At 57.1% G+C, this 19,908-nt stretch carries 15 protein-coding genes; 7 read left to right on the top strand and 8 right to left on the bottom strand.

Annotation, left to right across the window (positions count from 1 at the left end; all coding sequences use genetic code 11):
• Nucleotides 1–160: 160 nt before the first annotated feature.
• The 3 genes from FHT71_RS04165 to FHT71_RS04155 form a co-directional block, all read right to left on the bottom strand.
• Nucleotides 161–919 carry a metallophosphoesterase gene (locus FHT71_RS04165; protein ID WP_183718978.1) on the bottom strand — a complete coding sequence of 253 codons (759 nt, stop codon included), beginning with the start codon at nucleotides 917–919 and terminating at the stop codon, nucleotides 161–163.
• An 11-nt stretch (nucleotides 920–930) separates the two neighbouring features.
• Nucleotides 931–1,515: a hypothetical protein gene (locus FHT71_RS04160; protein ID WP_183718976.1), complete on the bottom strand. Its 585-nt coding sequence runs from the start codon at nucleotides 1,513–1,515 to the stop codon at nucleotides 931–933.
• 380 nt (nucleotides 1,516–1,895) lie between these two features.
• Nucleotides 1,896–3,851 (bottom strand): AAA family ATPase, encoded by a 1,956-nt coding sequence (locus tag FHT71_RS04155; RefSeq protein ID WP_183718974.1) that lies wholly within the window; start codon nucleotides 3,849–3,851, stop codon nucleotides 1,896–1,898.
• Between the two features lie 703 nt (nucleotides 3,852–4,554).
• Between FHT71_RS04155 and FHT71_RS04150 the strand changes: the two genes are divergently transcribed.
• The 7 genes from FHT71_RS04150 (at nucleotide 4,555) to FHT71_RS04125 (ending at nucleotide 10,990) form a co-directional block, all read left to right on the top strand.
• Nucleotides 4,555–4,938, top strand: a complete 384-nt coding sequence (locus tag FHT71_RS04150) for a hypothetical protein (RefSeq protein WP_246717946.1) — start codon at nucleotides 4,555–4,557, stop codon at nucleotides 4,936–4,938.
• A 728-nt stretch (nucleotides 4,939–5,666) separates the two neighbouring features.
• On the top strand, nucleotides 5,667–5,882 hold the full coding sequence (locus FHT71_RS31200; RefSeq protein WP_207911693.1) for an AAA family ATPase: 216 nt from the start codon (nucleotides 5,667–5,669) through the stop codon (nucleotides 5,880–5,882).
• A 5-nt stretch (nucleotides 5,883–5,887) separates the two neighbouring features.
• Nucleotides 5,888–7,363: an AAA family ATPase gene (locus FHT71_RS04145; protein ID WP_210294067.1), complete on the top strand. Its 1,476-nt coding sequence runs from the start codon at nucleotides 5,888–5,890 to the stop codon at nucleotides 7,361–7,363.
• The gene (locus tag FHT71_RS04140) at nucleotides 7,356–8,585 is read left to right on the top strand and encodes a UvrD-helicase domain-containing protein (RefSeq protein ID WP_207911695.1); all 1,230 of its coding nucleotides are present in this window, start codon (nucleotides 7,356–7,358) and stop codon (nucleotides 8,583–8,585) included. Before FHT71_RS04145 ends, FHT71_RS04140 begins: the two co-directional genes overlap by 8 nt.
• 311 nt (nucleotides 8,586–8,896) lie before the next feature.
• The gene (locus tag FHT71_RS04135; protein WP_132594567.1) at nucleotides 8,897–9,823 is read left to right on the top strand and encodes a hypothetical protein; all 927 of its coding nucleotides are present in this window, start codon (nucleotides 8,897–8,899) and stop codon (nucleotides 9,821–9,823) included.
• Nucleotides 9,810–10,517, top strand: coding sequence for a hypothetical protein (locus FHT71_RS04130; RefSeq protein ID WP_132594569.1), 708 nt, complete (start codon nucleotides 9,810–9,812; stop codon nucleotides 10,515–10,517). The genes FHT71_RS04135 and FHT71_RS04130 overlap by 14 nt, the downstream gene beginning before the upstream one ends.
• A gap of 143 nt (nucleotides 10,518–10,660) precedes the next feature.
• Complete coding sequence (locus FHT71_RS04125) at nucleotides 10,661–10,990, top strand: hypothetical protein (RefSeq protein WP_132594571.1); 330 nt, start codon at nucleotides 10,661–10,663, stop codon at nucleotides 10,988–10,990.
• A gap of 425 nt (nucleotides 10,991–11,415) precedes the next feature.
• Here the strand turns inward: FHT71_RS04125 and FHT71_RS04120 are convergent, their stop codons facing one another.
• From FHT71_RS04120 to FHT71_RS04100, 5 genes are all read right to left on the bottom strand, one after another.
• Nucleotides 11,416–15,039, bottom strand: coding sequence for a calcium-binding protein (locus tag FHT71_RS04120; protein ID WP_183718970.1), 3,624 nt, complete (start codon nucleotides 15,037–15,039; stop codon nucleotides 11,416–11,418).
• A 24-nt stretch (nucleotides 15,040–15,063) separates the two neighbouring features.
• Nucleotides 15,064–15,822: a hypothetical protein gene (locus tag FHT71_RS04115; RefSeq protein ID WP_132594884.1), complete on the bottom strand. Its 759-nt coding sequence runs from the start codon at nucleotides 15,820–15,822 to the stop codon at nucleotides 15,064–15,066.
• 1 nt (nucleotide 15,823) lies between these two features.
• Nucleotides 15,824–17,149: an HlyD family type I secretion periplasmic adaptor subunit gene (locus FHT71_RS04110; protein WP_348649286.1), complete on the bottom strand. Its 1,326-nt coding sequence runs from the start codon at nucleotides 17,147–17,149 to the stop codon at nucleotides 15,824–15,826.
• A complete protein-coding gene (locus FHT71_RS04105; RefSeq protein WP_183718966.1) occupies nucleotides 17,146–18,894 on the bottom strand; it encodes a type I secretion system permease/ATPase in 1,749 nt (582 codons plus the stop codon). The genes FHT71_RS04110 and FHT71_RS04105 overlap by 4 nt, the downstream gene beginning before the upstream one ends.
• A gap of 678 nt (nucleotides 18,895–19,572) precedes the next feature.
• A complete protein-coding gene (locus tag FHT71_RS04100; protein WP_132594878.1) occupies nucleotides 19,573–19,902 on the bottom strand; it encodes a hypothetical protein in 330 nt (109 codons plus the stop codon).
• Between the last annotated feature and the right edge of the window lie 6 nt (nucleotides 19,903–19,908).

The following is a 19,908-nucleotide window of genomic DNA, read 5'->3' as shown; positions in this document are numbered from 1 at the left end:
CGGCGTCCGCCGTAGAGAAACCGGATTTTCGAAGGATTCATCACTGGCCGACCGGCTCGAAATGCCCAACGCTTTCGACGTTGGGTCAGGATCGGTATCTGGTACGCGGTCGAGAATAGCGATCGCCGCGCCCACGAGTTGGTGCTTGGAACCGTGGACTTCAGAAATCCACAGTGAATGCTGGATCGAACCCGGTATGCTCGCCTGGATATCCTCTAGGGTTTGAAACCACCCTGCAAACGTCCAGCATGTAGTCGTTGCGATGGTGAACGTGTCCATGAACCCACAGCGCCGGCCCGGTTTCGAAGATCAGTTCCTCCATATCGGATGCATACGAGGCTGAGATTGGATCAGTTCGATAACCACTCGCAATCGAACGGGATGACGGCGCGTGGTGGGTGACAACGACAACCTTTTCACCCCGCATCCTTCGGAGCTCTGACGCGATGAACTCTCTGGTCTCGACATGCATCCTGTAGGAATGGGCCGGCTTGAACTTCGCGTACGGCTTTTTGGAGAGCTTGATCTTCTTGTAATCATTCATGTCATGGGCTGCGTACGACATCGCGACTTCCGGATTGAACCCGAACAGATGGAAATCGGACCACAAGGTGCCGCCCACGAAATGGACGCCCTCTATCTCAACGGTCCTGTTTTCAAGGAAATGGACCGCGGAGCCGAACGGCTCGGCGGCATCCAGGCTCTCGTAGACCGAGGCACCGTAGAATTCATGGTTCCCGGCGGTGAAAACCACTGGTTTGGTCCGCCCGATGTTCTGGCGAAGCCATTCGATACTTGGCTTGATCCCTTTTGTTAAAACGTCGCCCGCACAAACGACAACATCCACGTCTTCCGGGGGCTTGTGTTTGAACGGCACCCCAAATTCGAGATGCAGATCGGAGATCGGCCAGATTTTCATCAAGGGTCTCGCTATTCAGCTAGGTAAGAGAGTTGAGGCAGATATTTAGCGGCGAAGACGGAACGCATCTTCGATGCGACAGGATCAGGTTGTATCGCGAGTCCTCGGTTTGCTTCGTCAGCGGAGAGCCAGCCGTCGCTCAGTCGCCAGCGTCTGACAAAGATGGCATCGAGGTCGGTTTGCGCCCAAGTCTGAAGAGCTTCGAGAGCATCTTTCCTCGTCTTCGGTTCACGGGCGTATCGTTCCGGTATCGCAAGCCAACCAATGATGTCCTGCTCCTTGATGGTCGCCACGCGGTCGATTTCGGTCGCGATATCTGATGGAATGGTGGCCAAGGCCACGTCGCATGCTCGTCGAAATCGCTCGTCACTGGTAAAATCAACTGCCCATTTCTGAGGATTCGCTCGCCATAAGATTGTTTCTGCAACTTCGGTCCAGGTCCCGTCCTGGATCAATCCCAGGCTAAGAAATACCGCGAAGGTGTCCGGGTCCAGATAAGCTGGCCCGCTTCCGTCGGCGGCCTGGATGTTAGGACTGAGAAGTCCAGCTGGGCTGGCGGAAGTCCCGACGAAGTCACGGAAACGCAGAATGCTCATTTGTGCTGCCAATGAGATGACAACCGTGGCCACATCGTCCCATCGAAGGGACAGGTCCGGGGACAAAGCGACGGCAACCGGCCTGGCTCCGTGACCTGCGTGTTTCGCCCGGCCGAGACGAACGAGGAGTTCACATCCCAATTCTAACGCACTGACGCAATAGTGCTCCCAAGTGCCATTCGGGTCCCGAGGTAAGACGCTGGAAACAAACTCTATGACGGGTTCGATCCATAGCGGCGGCGGGGTCCCCCTACCGGAGCGGCCGACTATGATCCGCCGCCCGAGCGGCTGGTATCCGACCTCATCAAGGGCCTCGCCCAGCGAGCCAGGCTGGGCGGCTTTCACGACCACGGTTTTGCTCGGCTTCGATCGTTTGGCCATCACATCCCTGCCCTTCGCGGTGGTTTCGCGAGACTGACGGTGAAACGGCGATGGTGGCCGATGATCTCACGCACCTCCTCGCCAGCCAGTTCCCCCGCTTCGAGCAGTCGGTCGGCAACCGCGTCCAACGCTGGCCGCTGTGCGCGGATTATTGCCCTCGCGCGCGCAAGCTGGGTTTCGAGTATGTCATGGACCTCGCGCCTCAGTTCGGGCAGGTAAAGGCGCAAATTGGTGGCCTCGCTCTGTTCGAACCGTCCAGCGACCAGCGTATGCCCCATGCCAAGCGATCCCTCGAGAGCGGTGGCAAGATCAGTGGCGCGATTGAGGTCGGCCCCATCGGCTCCGCCGGCTCCGTCGGTGAATGACCCGTACACCTCCAGTTCGGCGGCAATCCCGCCCAAGAAGGTTGCGATCGCGTTCTCAAAGAACTGTCTCGTCCGTCGCTGGGGAGCAGGAGGCTGGTACTCGACGTAGCCAAGTTCTCGAATTTCGTCGTCGACTTTGTGGCGCGATATTTTGATGCAAGAGATCGGCGCATGACCCACTTCAGAGCTGACGACAGCATGGCCAGCCTCATGGATAGCCAGGGAGCGCAAATAGGCCTCGGGGAGTTTGGTAAGCGGTCGAAGGTTCCTAAGGATATGCTCGCTGTTAAGGTTCTGCGATTGCCGCCGCGCAACGCGCCTGGCATCGCGAACAAGACGCTCGATATCCGCGCCGCTCTGACCTTCGGTAGCCAGATCGAACAACTCGTAGTCGGCGGCGCACATGATCACGCCGCTATGAAACTCGAGAATGGACCTGCGCGATGCTGCATCCGGCAATGGCACGGCGATATGACGATCAAGTCGTCCGGCTCTTTTGATCGCCGAATCCAGGAGGTCGGGATGGTTGCACGCTCCAAGGACGACCACCCCCTCGCGACGTTCGAACCCGTCGAGCAACTGGAGTAGCGCCGTGATAACTGCACGTATGTAGGCGCTATTCCTGTCGGTCTCAATGCGGTTGCCGTAGACGTCAATTTCGTCGATGAACAAGATCGACGGTGCATTCTCCTTGGCCTCGGCAAAGGACGCCCTCATGGCCTTGAGATGCTCGTCGAGCGCTCCGGCTTCTTGCCATCGCGATGCCGACCCATAGATCAGGGGGATCGCACAACTGTTGGCCAAGGCACTGGCGAACATGGTTTTTCCCACGCCCGGCGGTCCGGAAATCAAGACACCGTTTTCGACGTCGCGCCATGGAATGATCCCTGCCCTGAAATCTGCGATATCCTTCGCGAGATCGTAACCCCATTCAACAAGGCTGCCGAACCCGTGCATGTCAGAGAGTGTTGGCCCGATCGTTGGCGGTGGCCGTTCGTCCTCCCGGTCGGCTGGTAGCGCGGGTGCGGGTTTTGGAAGACTTCGCAACCGCTGTAGCGCCTGAAGCGAACCGCGTCGATCTTGGAAAGCCCTGCTCAGGCGCGACCACGGCTCACCTAGAAGAAGGTCAACACTCTCGTCAGTAATAGGAAGACCCGCCCGCCGTAGCGCGGCCTCGGCGTGTCTGGCTGTACGAGGCGCGAGGGGCACCACGGCGTCCGAGAGCAGCCGATCGTCTTCTTGGATTTGGTATGACGGCGAGGCGAATAGTATGGCGCTCTCGTCACGCAGTGCTTCCGCCTCATGACGAAAATTCTTGTCGCTCCATTGTAAGACGTTGCCGTGGAACCTCTGGGATTGCCAGATTTGCGACGCAAAGAACCGAGCGGCCTCGGCGAAAACAGGATAGTAAAAGTCATCGGTCGTGACCAGCGTCACGATGCTCTTCGTGCCGAGCCTGTTCCATGGCCGAAGTGCGCCGGCCACAGCGCAGTACGCCATAAACACAGGCAAGGTAACAGGCAGGTCGTTTTCGTCCAGCTTCAAGCGCCAAGGCACGCGAAGCCTTTTGCCGGACTGCTTAATCGGCATTGAAGTCTCCTAACCGACTGCGTAGAGGTCCTATCGGCGGTCGACCGACATAACGTCATATCCGGTCTCAGGCGGCTCATATGAACCGAGCCTGTACCAGCGCGAGAGAGTCCGAGCTAAACGGCGGTCTGGATCAACGTAGTAGACCTCGCTTGTGATGGCGCGCCGTCCGTCGCCAATGCTGGGATGGCCGAACGCGTGCCCTACAAGGCATGGGGCCGGCCGAGTTCCGAACGACCATGACGTCATCAAAGTGGCGGAAGTTTCTTCGGTCCGCCCTTCAGCCACGGCCTCGAGATCGTTAGCTAGACGCCTCAGACGTTCAATCGTGCCGACCGACGTCGACCATTTCCATCGAGATTCAAGCAAGTCAAAAATGCGCAAGTGAGCCTCCAGATACTCTAATCGACGCCTGATTCGTCATGACTAACAGTCGAAACATTTTCTTGATACCGAATCGAGTATCACTTGGTCCTTTATAGCGGCTTTATGAGTTATTAAAAGACCTCAAGGGTAACTTATTGACAATCTTCTTGTCTGCCCCCTTCTCGGAGTTATGAGAATACCCGCTCCCGCAGCAGCTCTTCGAGCAGCCCGTGCGCTCACCAATCTCTCGCAGCGGGCCGTTGCGGAGGAAGCGGGTATTTCCCAGAAGTCGCTATCGATCGTCGAAAATTCGAGTGATCTCCTCGCAGAGACGAACTTGGCGCTTGTTGACTTCTATGTAGCTCGCGGGATCGAGTTTATCGGCCAGGCCACTGTTGGCTCAAAAGTAGCTGGTTATGGCGCAAAATGGTCCGCACCAACTACGCCCGTTTCGGGCAAGATGTTGATCGACCTGCACTCCTCGCCAGTTAGCAGATCATTCAGAGCAGCACGCGCGCTGCTGGGACAAGAGCAGGCTAGCGTTGCTTCTGAAGCGAACCTGACCGTCGCGGCGGTCAAAGGCTTGGAGGCTGGAAAAACCTGGAACTTGTCATCAGAAAAACTTGTGAACTATTACGAGCAATCAGGCCTTGAATTCACTGGGTGGGGCGATCCGGCATCTGGTAAGTTTTATGGTGTTGGTGTGCGATTTCGCACTTGAAGTAATCACTTTTTGAGCGATTGCCCCCCGCCACACTGGACGAGGGTCCGCACAGATGTCGCTGTGTTCCTTGACACCCGGTGCTTCATTTATGGATTGAAAACCGAGAACCGCTCTGCTCCCTCAGCTATGGCGTCCATAAGCCGGCGTGCTTTCAAACGGTTCGAACTGATGCCGGTTAACGGCAGGTCCGGACCAATGGTTCTCAACGTCAGTCAGGTCGCGCCTGCAAAACGCCTGATCGCATGATTTTCGCTCCCTCTTCCTAATACCTACAGCTTGGTTCGGCTCAGGGCGCAAATTTGGGTTTGCCCTTTTTTCCGATCGTTCGAACTTCGCGGATGAGTACACCCATGAGTACAATTTCTTTAACGCATTGTTTTAGTTTCTCTTTTTATCAACCCCACAACATAAGGGTGGCGCAACGAGCGGCTGCAGCTGATAGCCGGTATTCGGACGACGACACGACGTGAGAAACCGAACCAATAACTGGCCAAAAAGCCGAAAAACGACCAATTTCCGGCCTCAGAGGAAGCTAAAACTGGCCAACTAGGTTCGGAGCTCAAAAAGCCAACAAATCCAGGCGTTTCGACGCCTGGAAATGCTTACAAGAACAAAAAGGGATCAGGCAACCCAGCGCCGCATGCGACCGATCGGGTTCAACCCCTCACTTTAGGCCCCCTCAAGACCTGACGCTCCGCGCACTGGTGATTTTCAACGGTTGACGAATGGCGACTATCAGAACGATCGAGATCGAGAATTTTCGCGGCATCAAGAAGCTGCAGTGGCATCCGAAACCAGGCGTCAATTGCCTGATCGGTCCGGGCGATAGCGGCAAGTCTACGATACTAGACGCTATCGATCTCTGCCTCGGCGCGACACGCTCTTCGTCGACGATCCGATCAGCGTCACGATCACGCTTGGAAACCTCGCACCTGAGCTGAAGTCCATGGAAGGTTACGGCGTCTATCTGCGGGGGTACGATTCCGCGAAGCAGGAACTCGAGGACGAACCCGGTGCCGGCCTCGAGACAGTTCTCTCGCTGAACATGCGCGTCGAAAGTGATCTCGAGCCCGTATGGACATTGGTTTCGGACCGAGCTCAGGCGGCTGGTCTGACGCGGAACCTTTCCTGGTCGGACCGTACCAACCTCGCCCCTGTCCGGATCGGCGCGTTGTCCGATAACAATCTCGCCTGGCGCCGAGGATCGATTCTCAATCGTCTCTCGGACGAGAGCGCGGATGCATCGACCGCCCTTCTGGAAGCGGCGCGCGCGGCACGGAAATCCTTCGGCGTAGATGCGGACAAGAAGCTTGGCAAGGCGCTCGACATCGTCACGCAGGTGGCAGGCGAACTGGGGATAGACGTCGGTGCGAAGGCCAGGGCCGAGCTTGAGGCCCACTCGGTTTCCGTGGCGGCGGGAACCATCTCGCTTCACAGCGAGACGGGCGTTCCGCTACGTCGGCTGGGCCTGGGATCGACAAGACTGATGATTTCCGGCCTTCAGCAGAAGAGCGCCTCGGAGTCGGCGGTGCTGCTCGTCGACGAACTCGAGCACGGCCTGGAGCCCCATCGGATTATCCAGTTCCTGCACAATCTCGGTGCCAAGAACGCGGACACACCTCTGCAGGTTTTTCTGACCAGTCATTCCCCTATAGCAGTCAGGGAATTGACAGTGGAGCAGCTCTGGATCGTGCGACGTTCCGGCGGCAAGCATGAAATCCGGTGGGTCGGCGACTACCCGGATCTGCAAGGAACTCTGCGAGCCCACCCAGACGCCTTCCTTGCGCGATCAATCCTTGTTTGTGAAGGCGCAAGCGAAGTGGGGCTGGTCCGTGGCATCGATCAGAACAGGCACGCAGCAGGCAAGGCGTCAATGTACGCGACGGGGACCGTGCTCGTCGACGCGGGTGGGTGTGACAAGATTCTCGGACGGGCGCTCGCCTTCCAGACCATGGGTTATCGAGTGGCCACGTTCCGGGACGACGACGTAAAGCCTAACCCAGGCAAGGAAGCGGCGTTCGAGGTCGACGGCGGCGAGGTATTCAAATGGCGGGATGGCAACAAGCTCGAAGTCGAGCTCTTCGGGAGCCTTCCGGAGAACGCAGTCAACATCTTGCTTGAAAAAGTGCTGGAAGATCGCTCGGAGACCGAAATTAACGACCAGCTCAGCAGCCGTTCCGGCAATGCGGTCACGCTCGCAATTGTCCGCGACGAGCTAGGGAAAGGCGTGCTCAGCGGGGAAGCCAGAAAGGCACTGGGAGAAGCGGCCGGCGGAAACAGCGAGGGCAAGAAGGCATGGTTCAAGTCCGTCGGTGCGATGGAAGAAATCGGTCGAGAGGTCGTAATCCCTCACCTGCTAAAAAGTGACGTAGCCTTCAAGGACGTAATCGTCGCAATGAGAAAGTGGTGCGTCGGTGCCTGAAGATGCAATCGACTTGCTGGGAATCCGTTGTGGTTCGATCACAGCACCGGCCGGTTGCGGGAAGACGCAACTGATCGCGGATTCCTTGAAGCGGCATTCGGATCGAAAGCCCATTCTCGTTCTAACCCACACCAACGCCGGAGTGGCCGCGTTGCGGTCACGGCTGGAGCGTGCGGGCGTCCCTTCTTCCTCGTACCGCCTAGCGACGCTTGACGGGTGGGCGCTCAGGACGCTGAAGACATTTCCACGACGTTCGGGTATCGATCCAAGACGTCTCGAACTTGTCAATCCCCGCACCGACTATCCGGCAATAAAGCATGCCGCGGCCGCGCTGCTCGGTGGGAAACATATCAATGACGTCCTGGAGGCAAGCTACGGCCGCGTCATCGTCGACGAGTACCAAGACTGCGGTCTCGAGCAGCACGGGATGGTTTGCCACCTCGCCTCTGTTCTCCCGACAGTGGTCCTTGGCGACCCCATGCAAGAGATCTTCAGCTTCAACGGCGCGCACCCCGACTGGGAGGGCGACGTCTGCTCGGCGTTCCCGCCCGCCGGTGAACTTTCGACGCCCTGGCGATGGATCCGGGCCGACGCCCGAGGATTCGGCGAATGGCTCCTCGAGGCTCGGCGCACCCTGATGGCTGGAAACCAGATAGACCTTCGTGACGCTCCGCCGGAGGTGGAATGGGTGCAACTCGATGGGATCGAAGACGACACCAAGCACCGTAAAGCCTGCACCGTCAGGTCTCCGCAGGCGGGTGGAGATGTCTTGATCATGGCTGCGGGCAATCAGAAGGACGTGCAGCGCAGGATCGCACGAGAGACGCCGGGCGCGGTGACTGTCGAGAACGTAGATCTGACGGACGTTATCGCCTTCGCCGAGCAGATCGAACTCGACCGGCCCGGCGATCTGGCAACCGTGCTTGCTTTCGCTTCGGAGGTGACGACCGGCGTGAATCGCGCCGAACTGATGAACCGAGTTGCAGTGCTCGAGCGACAGGCGGAGCGGAAAGTAGCCACGGGGGCAGAATTGGCAGCGATCGCCTACAAGACGACCGGATCGGCAGAGGATCTCGTCAAGCTCTTCCTTGCTCTGGAATCCAATCCCGGCGCACGCACCTTTCGGCCAGAAATCCTTCGTACCTGTATCCAAGCCCTCCGATCGTGCTTGCAAGGAGCCCCGGCACGTTCCTCGACGCCGCCCTTCGGATCCGCGAGCTGACGAGATCGATAGGACGCCGAGTTCCTGCAAGGGCTGTCGGAAGCCCGCTTCTGCTCAAAGGACTCGAAGCCGACGTAGCGGTTATCCTGGATGCCGCAGATTTCGATAGGATGCCGGTCCGCAACATGAAGAACCTTTACGTCGCCATCACAAGAGGATCGCGCAAGCTCATTGTCTGTTCTCAGAGCCCTTTGATCGGGTAGATCAATCACTGCCGACCCAGCGCATGCGGAATGTTTTGCGGTCTTCAACGCTCTACCAAAACTTAACCTGATCGCCCTAATCAGGCTCAACGATTTTGGGGCACCGGCATGGCATTGATACCTTCCAAGGCAGAAGTCGAGGCACTCTCGGCAGAGACCGACGCATCGTATTTGCAGCGGAAAATCATCGGCGGCGGATCCGGACGCAACGGAGTAGTGTTCGAGTTGCGGTTCATAGCCTTTCGTGTCCTTGAAGAAGTACTTTTCGCAAAGAAGGCGAACGCCGATTTCTCGACTGTCAAGTTCGGCGTTCAGGTTCGATCTTACATCGATGACTTCGTCGTCGCACGCGGCAACGAAGTGAACTGGTACGAGATAAAGTCCGGCGAGGCGACCGAGTGGGATGAAGGTCGCCACACGATCGCCGACAACTTTCTCTCTCAATACTTGCTCGATCACGGTCGTCGGCTAAAAGCTAAATATAATCTGGTCGTGCCGACCCAAGAGAGAAAATCCCATCTCGACGACATGGCCGACCACCGAACGAAGGGCGTCGTCTTAGTCGTCATATTTCCGAACACGGGTAATGTCGACGACATCGAGATCGAATACCCTTGGTTCCCCAACGACCTATCGAAGCTGATCCCGCTGGACGCCGCCCGCCGCGACCTTGAAGATCTCTACGTAGGACTCCAGGCGACGGCTCTAAATTTTCCGAACAATGAGATCCGAGATCTTGCGTTCGTGGCCGAGCAGCTTTCGAGAAAGTACAAGGGTGCATTCACCTGTGTACCAGACCAGCGCCTTGATCCTCGCGCCGAAGCGATCATTTTAGCTGTCCCCGGTATGACCGTTGCGGTTTGCGGCGATCAACTCCACTATAAATGTACCAATCCCGAAGTGCGAGGGCGGGTGCTCGGTTGTCGGATCGGATCGGCGTCAGGGCAGGCATTCGAAGAGGAAATAATTGCTCGAAGGCCGAAAACTTGGAAGAGATTGTCACCGCTGCTAGGAAGGAATTATGGTGGAGCCTGAACTGTCTGAAGCCATAGAGGATCAGTTCCTCGAGTTCAGCTCGACGAAATCAGGCGACCGCGCGACGATCGAACGTCTCGCGGGCTTTTTTCTTGGCAATCTTCTTAAAGAGAAAGTCCCCGTTGCTCAGCAGGTCGTTCAAGTTGTTATTCGAGCGGCGGATTTGTTGTACGCTGACGGCTTCATCGACAGCCTTGCCCAGGCAACAGACGCGGAAGCGCTACCCGCCGACATCGGCGTCACTTGTTACTGGAACGAATACCACCGCCTCTCGGCGGAAGCCCCCCTTCCTGATATCGCGCCTCTGTACAGAGAATACCACGCGCTCGAAAAAGGGGGTGTGGATGTAACGGCGCTCGTGACCTCCGGGCTCTCCGAGCCGGCAGCGATATCTGGGAACCTACGTCGTGTTCGCGAGCGAACAGGCTCTACCCATCTGTTGGTGGTAACGTCTACGGCCACGCAGGAGGAGATCGACATCCTCGCGGACTACCTTTCAGAGGATAGGATTTATGACGCGAGGCTCCTCCTCGGGGCAGATCCATCTGTTCAGCATCGTCTCCGGCGACTACTGCCGCAGATCGCCTCGGAAAATGTCCCTGACAACTCCTATACCTATCCGTCGTTTTTGGACGGCTTGCATGAACGGTATGGTGAGTATCGGGCGAACCGAATGGCGGGCTTCGGACCGTAATCGGATATGCCTGCGCTGATGTGCCATTCCGTGCTCGGTTTTTCAGCTCGTCGCTTGCGTCGGAACTGCGTTTCGAGACTTGGCGTCTAAGGATTCCCGACGGCGCATGGGCTTCGCTCGACGGACGCCTTCCGGAGATGGTGGTGGAGATCACTCTGACGATGACCGCCCGCCAGCTCAACAGGGTCGCGCACCTGAGAGCGATCGTCGCGGAGGGAAGCGAGCTGTGGACCTCGTCGCAGCCCGCGCCCACGAACGCAGGAACACGGGCCGGCTATCTGTTGGGGACAGCACAGGACCTGAGCGTCCTCACGCTTTACAGGCGCGAAGAATTCGAAGCTCTCGCCGGTCGTGTCCCGGAACTGGCCCCGCTTCTCGGTGGGCCGGCACTTCCCTTCATCATCGTCCAGGAGGGAAACGGATGTCACACCGCATTCGACATAGTCTGGAGACGGCATCGATGGAAGAATTAATAGGTAGATCCTATGAGGAGGGTGGATAGCAACCTCACCTTGCCACGGCGCTGGTTGCTATCCACCCTCCTCATAGGATCTACCCAATTCCGAAATTTTCTGTAGTCATAGGGATCCCCACTCGTCTTCCGACTGACTAGGTCTAATCGGTAAAGAGGGGCTTACGCGGCGTCCGAGTACCGCGAATGGACCCTTGATAGGTCGCTTTAGCGTTTACCAATCCTTACGCTCAAAACGCTGTTAACGCGGAGGACGTGTTTCCACAGCCAAGGAAATTTTGTGTGGTGGCTATCGATGGGCGGATGGTGATCCCCCATTCACGAGCGCAGCGGCGATCCTTCGCCAAGTGGACGGCGATTAGAGAGCTGGAAAGCGATGTGCGGGGGATAGACGCCGCCCTCCCCCACACATCGTTCACGCCAGGATCAAGCGAAAACGAAATCGTTGGCTTGCAGGCTTGCGATCGAGACGCCTTCGAGGCGAACGTAGTTGTTGACGTCCGCGTAAAGCCACGTGGTACCACTCACCCATTCTTGTGCGTTCGCCAATACCGCCGAAAAGTCATGCAGGCTTGCGATTGCACTCACGTCGATTTTGTCGACGCCGACATCGAAATCGTCGATCCAATCCTGCCCGTTCGACGGGTCGAAGGCGAACGTATCCGTCCCGCCGCCCCCAACGAGAAAATCATCCCCGTCCCCGCCGACGATGATATCGTCACCGTCGCCGCCGAATAGGATGTCATTTCCGGCCTGCCCATAAAGAGCGTCTTTGTTGCCCAGTCCGTAGATGGTGTCATCGCCATCCTGCCCGTGGATCGTATCGAGCCCTGCACCACCATTCAGCGTGTCGGCTCCAGACGTGCCCTCGAGCGTGTGGGTAGAATTCTGCAAGATGAACTGAGAAACGTCGATGCTGTGGTCAGTCCCTGTTCCGGGTGCGTCGAAGACAATCCACTCGACGTTGTTGGCGACATCCATAAGCTGGCCGCCGGAGACGACTACGGTGGAGTTATTGACAAGATCCAGTTTGAAATCGTCGTAGGCACCGTCAATGACGAGCGTATCAGACCCGTTACCGCCATCTACCAGATTCGCTCCGACGCCTGCGAATATGACATCGTCGCCATCGCCGGCATTGATCACGTCGTCGCCAGCAAGACCGTAGATCGTATCATTTCCACCAAGACCTGTGATGGTGTCCTGGCCGGCTGTCCCCGTCAGCGTATCAGCGGAAATCGTCCCGGCAACGGCTGTCGCAGATTGAGCTTCGATCAGGCCACTGACGCTGACGCTCGTGTCATTTTGACTGTCCGGCGTATCGAACACAATCCATTCGGCATGGGATATCGTGTTTGAAACACCGTTTCCACTTATGAGAATTGAATGATCGTCCCGGACGCTGATCGCGAAGTCGGTGTACGCACCGCCGATGACCACGGTATCGACGCCGTCACCACCGTCGACAATGTCTTTCCCCGTGCCCGCGAATACCACATCGTCACCGGCGCCGGCGTCGATCGTGTCGTCGCCCTGAAGTCCGTAGATAGTATCGTTTCCGGCGAGGCCGTGGATCGTGTCGTGCCCGGCAGTACCGGTCAGCGTCTCGTTGCCCCCCGAGCCGGTCAGATCGGTTGAAGAATTAGACTCGATGAGGAAGCCCACGTTTATACTGGTGTCGTCTTGCCCATCGGGCGCATCGAAGGCGATCCACTCCACGTCGGCAATCCGATTTGTGATGCCTGATGCGGTTACCAGAACCGAGTGATCGCGTTGGACAGTAACGGTGAAATCCGATTGGGCACCGTTGATGATAACAGTATCGCTGCCGTTTCCGCCATTTATGTTGTTGGTTCCATCTCCCGCGAAAATGACGTCGTCGCCGTCTTCACCATAGATCAGGTCGTTTCCGGCCAGACCAAAAATGGTGTCGCTCCCGGCACCGCCGAATATAGCGTCGCCCCCAGTCGATCCGGTGAGGCTGTCACCACCGCTGGTACCCAATGTCATGGAAGCGGCGGCCGCCTGCACAGCGGCGTAAGTAAATGCAACACCCGCGAACGAGAACTCCTCGACATTTATGACCGTGTCTGTGTATGTGTGGTCCCAGATCTGCAGATGTCCGCCCGACGCCACTATGATCGTGTAGGACGCGATGCTGTTGAGGAAGGCGACGGTGTCGAATCCTGCTCCTCCGTCGATCTGATCGCTACCGTTCTGTCCGTCGATGATGTTGTCAGCGCTGTCACCGGTGATGGTGTCGTTGCCCTGGCTACCGATTACGTTCTGGATGGCAGCGAAGCTGTCTTGGCCATTCTGGGTACCAACCGCCGTCCCCTGACCGGTCGAGGTAAATTGAACTGTCACCGATGCCGTATGCATCGAGAAATCGACCGTGTTAACGCCGCCTCCGCCGTTGATCGTGTCGTTTCCACCGCCCCCAGCGAAGGTCTCATCTGCGTCTGACCCCGCAATTGAATCATTGCCGAGACCACCGATAATCCGTTCGATGTTCGTGAAGGTATCAGACTCGCCGGAGGACCCCGTGGCGGAATATTCTCCCCAGAAATCGTCATGGGATATGGTCAAGTTCTCGGTCGAGGTGGCGTAGCTAATCGTGTCGACGCCATCTCCACCGTCATAGCGGTCATAGCCGCCGCCATGTGTGGAAGCGTCGATCGAGTCATTCCCGCCACGGGCAAAAACCGTATCGTCGCCGTCTGTGCCGGCGAGGTCACCATTATCGCCGTTATTTCCTTCGATCCTCCAGCCACCGTTCGAAGTAGGGTCGAAAGTCAGATAGTTCTTAATGCCAAAAAGCAGAGCATTCGTGTAGGAATTGACCATAGCGTCGACATATAGGATCGCCTCTTTCGCGACCGCGTCATAAACCTTTTGGCCTAACAGACTGAATCCGTATTTCTCGTCATAGTCAGGATAGTAGACGCTCGCCAAAGCAGTGTCGAACGAAAGCAGATCCCCGAAGGAAGTTGCCGCTGCGAGATCGGCGCTTGTAAGCTTCACCGTGATAGTCATTCCGTCCGAGACCCACTGAGAATAGGCAGTGAAGTCGGCATCGGATCCGTCGATTAAGTCGAGCTTTGCACGATCCTCGAGTTGCTGGTCGGTTAGCTGAACGTTCGGAGTATTTACCCCACCTCCGACTAGGTAGACATCATTGCCCTCGCCTCCAACGAGAATGTCCTTCTCGCCATCATTCCACTCACTGTGCGACGACGTCTCGAGCGATGCGAAGGTGATCGTGGCAGGATCGAACCCCTCGCTAATGGTTGCGCCGACTAGAACGTCGTCGCCTGCACCTCCGTAGAGCCTATCCGCATCGCCGCCGCCCGTCAGCGTGTCCTGGCCGTCGAAGCCCATTACGACGTCCGCGTAGTGCGTCCCATTTTTCGTGTCGTCGCCTTCGTTGCCACCGATCGCCAAGCCGCCAGAACTGATAGACACAGAGTAGTCACCGAACTCGTTGGATGAAGAGGCCAATCCCAATGCTCCGGCACCGGCAAGCTTTCCCAGATATGCGATCACATTCGGATCTTGGGTAGCCAAGCCATCGGCAAGTGCGAAGGCGATCGCGGCTGCGGAACCAGGCGAACCGGAGCTTATGAGCGTATTCCAAAGCGCCTGCTTTTCTTCGGCGGTGCTCAGGTATTCTAGTGGGAAGTTAGCCGTCCAAGCACTCGCACTCAGACCGGCTGAAGCAAATACCTGCTGATGGTAAGACTGAATTTCAGCATAGCCGAGTTCAGCGCCGCCGGCATTTTCGCGGGCGGCAAAGTCGGCATTCATAAGTTGCAGGCGGATTGCAGCTAAGTCGTTGCTGTTTAGCGGGTTTCCTTCGATGTCCGCTTGGGTGGTAATGAAATAGTTTGCAGTCGCGCCACCGCCTCGATCATTGTTAACGACTGCCAACGCAAGCTTCCCATAGATATCGCCAAAATCAGCGAGGAGCGTGTAGTACGCGATGCGATCACCCGCATTCTTGGCCAACGCGAGCTCGGCAAGTTGTTCACCCGAAAGTTTAATGCCCATATCTTTATCCCATGTGCTGAGTAGTTAATTGGTCATGCAATTCAACAGGCTTTGGATATTCCCTTTCATCAGCTTCCAATTTTTAAGCTGATCTAGTGGATAGCCAATTTTCACGTCGTAGCCGCCTAGGCGTGTGATTTGCTCGCAGTGCGGATAGCGGCGAGGTTGTGGTACGGTGCAGGAAATCACGTCCGTGATGGACGAGCCCTCGCGGCCAAAGAACAGGGTCTGCTTCTGCCAGTCCGGTTGCCAGCGCACCGGCAACTGGACCTGAAAAAGACCTTCCGACACAGCTTGTTCCGCAAAAGAGGGCTCACCAGATGCAGCCTTTCTTCCCGACAAGATGTTGGCGGTCACCCTCGCAAGGTCATTTATTTCAATTAAATTGGTGACCAGGAAGCTGACCCATTCCTCCCTTCCCGCGACGATTTTCCCTTGCATCTCCCGACGCGGATATGGCTCAAGCGTATCCCGATGAAAGTTGAAGTTGGCGGCTCCGTCGCCGTCCTTCGAGAAGGCGTCTGCGGTCTCCGGGAACAGGAGATAGTCGGCCGGAATACGTACCTTCACCTTTGTGCCTCCATGCTGGGCAAGGTAGCCCTCAGCAATCGTTCCGGAGAAATCGAATCCGCCGCAGATTCTCGCCGGACGATCGTCGTCGTGGGGTTTTTCGTCGCTAGCAGAGTTCATACCTTGCGAACTCGAGCCTCCAGCAATCACTGCAACGGCAACCGCGAACACGCCCAGGAGCGCAATCGCACTGAATTTGAGAGCGAAACTCATGTCATTCTTCTCGAAATACGCGTTGCATGTGGTCACGGATGGGCTTCGTAAAGTACGAAACAACGTTGCGATCCGCGGTCCGGATGAAGGACTCCACGGGCATTCCCGGCACCAAACGAACTCCAAGATGAGTTAGTTCGATCATGGCTTCCTCGGACATCGCAATGCCGACTCGATAGAAACTTGCGCCGGTTGTCTTGTCGGCCTCCAGATCCGCCGATACCCGAACAACCCGGCCTGTGAACTCCGGCGTCGTGTTTCGATTGAAGGCTGTTAGACGCAGTGTCGTGGACTGGCCAATTGCGACCTGATCGATATCGGCTGGCGATATGCGTGCTTCGACTGTCAAAAGACTGCCTTTCGGCACTATCTCCATCAGCGTTTCCGCCGGGGCGACAACTCCACCGACGGTATGAATAGAAAGGAGATGCACAATGCCGCCGATGGGTGCCTTGATCTCGGCATGTTTGACTGTGTCCTGAGCCGCGATTTGCTCTTCTGATAGTTGCCCCAGCTCATTTTCGACGTCGCGCAATTCGGTTGCGACTTCTGCACGGAGTTCCTGATCAATTTGCAGGCTTTGCAACTCCAATTCGGCAATACGACCTCGCGACGACGCCATTGAAGCGAAAAGTTGCCCACGCTCGCCCCGCAGCCGTGCTGCATTCCGTTCGAGCGCGTTGATCTGGCTCATGGTGATTCCCCCGACATCGAAAAGTCGGCGCATGCCCACGAGCTCCTTTTCGATCAGACCGATCTCTTCGATCTTCGCTTGCTCCTGTGCGTCTAACCCTTTGATCTGTTCGCGAAGTTGCTGTACCTGCTCGTGCAAGCGATCCTTCTGCCCTTCTCGGGAAGCACGTCGATCAGCAAACAGGCGACGCTCGCTCGCCATCGCCGCTTCCGCTTCATGAGCGTCCAGGCCAACCCTCAACTCTTCCGGCATTACCACGTTTGTCGAACTGTCCCGCTCCGCCCCGAGTCTTGCCTTGCGTGCCCGGTACTGCTGAATTTTCTTTTCGATGGATGTGAGGTTTGCTCTGGACGCAGTTTGGTCCATTCGGACAATTGTCTCGCCGGACTCGACCGCCTGGCCCTCACGCACGAGGATCGCTGTGACAATTCCGCCCTCCCGATGCTGAACTCTCTTGGCGCTACCATCTACGACTAGCACGCCTGACGCGATTACAGCACTTGACAGCTCCGTCGTTGCAGCCCAGCCGCCAACCCCGCCGAACAGAAGAAGCATGGCTGCGGCCCCAACGAGAAGGTTCCTGTTTAGAGAACGAGACAACCTGGCGCGCACGTTCGAACCGGCGACCGTCACTGGCGTTCTCCCTCTACGACAGTCAAAGCGGGCGAATTGGCATTTCGCACCGCTCGTTGCTGGTTCTCCTGGATCGATTTCAGGATCGCGTCTCGGGGGCCAAACGCCTTCCCGAGACCATTCTCCATCACGAGCAGTTTATCGATCTGCAGCAGGACGCTGTTTCGGTGAGAAACGACTATGACGATACCGCCACGACGCTTTACGCGCGTAATAGCCCCTGCCAGCGCCTTGTCGCCATCCACATCCAGGTTGGAGTTGGGTTCGTCGAGGACAACCAGAAAAGGATTTCCAAACAGTGCGCGGGCCAGCGCCACCCGCTGTCGCTGGCCCGCTGACAGATTTTGACCTGCTTCCCCGACCTGCGTTTCGTAGCCATCGATTAGACCGACGATCATGTCGTGCGCGCCAGCCTCCTTTGCGGCAGCGATAGTATCGGAATGGTCTGCCTGACGATCCAGCCTCGCGATATTCTCGGCGATCGTTCCGGGAAATAGATCAAGGCTCTGCGGCATGTAACCGATATGCCGGCCGCGCTCCGCTGCGGGCCACTGGTCCAAGGACGCGCCGTCCAGGGATACCTTGCCACGCACTTCCGGCCAAACACCGGTTATGGTTCGTACAAGTGAGGACTTGCCCGAAGCGCTCGGGCCAATGATGCCTACGGCGGTTCCCGCCTCCACCTGGAAGGTGACATTCTTCACGGTGATGCGTTCACGCATTCCGGGTGGCGCGACGAACAGGCTCTCCACAGAAAGGAGCTTCGACGGTGGCGGCAGTTGCGTTCGTGGTTGTTCTTCGGGGAATTGCTTGAAAGTTTCCTTTAAGCGCTGCCACGCTTGGTTTGCCGCGATCATGTTTCGCCAGTTGGCAATGACCTGCTCGATCGGCTGCAAGGCGCGAGCAAGAATAGTGGAAGCAGCAACGATCGACCCGCCGGTCAAATCTCCTTGGATCACCAGCCACGCACCCAGTGCCAGCGTTCCCGATTGCACCATCTGGCGCACCGTCTTCGACACCCCAGAGAACAATCCTGCGATGTCCGCGGAGTTTCGTTGTAATTCGGCGCTGCGTTCATGTGTCTCGGTGAGCCGCCCTTCAGCTCGCGCGAGGAAGCCCATTGCTGCAACTGCTTCCGCATTCCTATGAATTGCCTCGCCGAAGCGGTTGCGCGCCGAAACGATTTCGCCAATCTCGCGCACACGCGGTTTTGTCAGCACGTCGGCAGCAATGGTCAACGCGATGAGAAGCGTCATCGCAACAGCCGCTAGCAGGCCGATCCATGGGTGCAGAAAGAAGCAAATGACGAGATAGAGGGGCATCCACGGCAAATCAAATAGCGCGGCCGGGCCAGGGCCAGAAACGAAAGATCGCACCAAATCAACATCCTGCGCCGGCCTGAGTATATCGCCAGACGTACGCCCCCGCAGCGAAGCTCCTGCGATTACCGACGCAACCCTGCTGAAGATGCTGTTGTCAAAGATTCCAGCGATCCGGCTCAGTACGCGATTCCTTACCAGCTCAAGCAGACCGGAAAATGCGTAGAGACCAGCCGCCAGCATAAGCAATGCGACCAATGTCGGACCGCTGCGACTAGGAATCACTCGGTCATACACTTCCAGCATAAACAACGGGCCAGAGAGGGCGAGTAGATTGACTACCCCAGAAAATACGAAGACGCCCGCTAGTGGAAGAAAGAGTGGCGCGGATTCGCGCCCGTCGGAAAGTGACCTGAATAACGCCATAGCCCCCGCGCCGACGACAGATTCTGATATGGCTTAGCGATAGCTACAAGAAAGCGATTTCGCAACCTATGCAGAAGCAAAATTTCCATAGTTCAATTTATCATGGCATCTTTCTTGCGGGAGCGTGGATTTTTCAGCTCCGAGCTCATTAAGCTTTTCGAGGGCGCTACTCTTGCCGGTGATCCGCTGATTGTTGTCGCCGACCGGGAAGATCCTATCGCAACTTGATTATTCGTATCTCGTCGAGGAGTATGGCGCACTCCATAACCCTCCTCCCTCGCCGCCCTCTTGTATACTGGGGTGAAGCTCCATTACGACCTCGACGAGATCATCGAGCCTAACGGTGGCGACTGGACGGTATCGCTCATCGAAAGCATACGTGGCGTCACGATCCGAACGACCCTCTAAGTTCGAAGGGTTCATCGTCTGTCGCACAGCAACACCATAAGATCGGGGCATTGGCCAATTCCGCCTCGGATGGACTCTCTGTCATTCCCACAAATCCGCTGTGCCATCTGGTGTTCGCCAAGGCTCTGTTGCCAGCGCAATAGTGCTACGAATACCGCATCGTAAGAAACCGGCAAGTACTTCCTAACCCCGGAAAACTCACCACCGGATTGGTCCTCGAAGATGTCGCGATTAGCATTCTGGCGGGCGAACGATCTCGCACCACACCATCTACTTGGTCGCTTTCGTCTGCGCACCGATCCGGCTTTCGGAGGAGATTTTCCGCCGCGCTCGTCTCGTCACCCCGGCCCCTTCCATCACCTCTCTCAAGGTCGGCAAGGGTTCCACGATGACATCCACGAGATCCTCGAGCGCAATCAGGCAAACAAATCCGACTTCGGTCTCGACGATTGCGGGCCGGCCCTCTGAAGCCGCTTTGGTCAAAATGAAGAGGCGGCGCCGCGCCTCCCGCAATCTGAGCGGCATTCCTCCGGCTTCAAGGATCGCGGCCGTCACCAATGGTCGCGCCTCCGCCAACGGTTTCTCCTTCAGAGTTCGCACGATCAT

It is taken from the genome of Rhizobium sp. BK060 (genome assembly GCF_014193145.1).
Taxonomy (GTDB): domain Bacteria; phylum Pseudomonadota; class Alphaproteobacteria; order Rhizobiales; family Rhizobiaceae; genus Rhizobium.
This window is presented reverse-complemented; position numbering and strand designations above follow the sequence as displayed.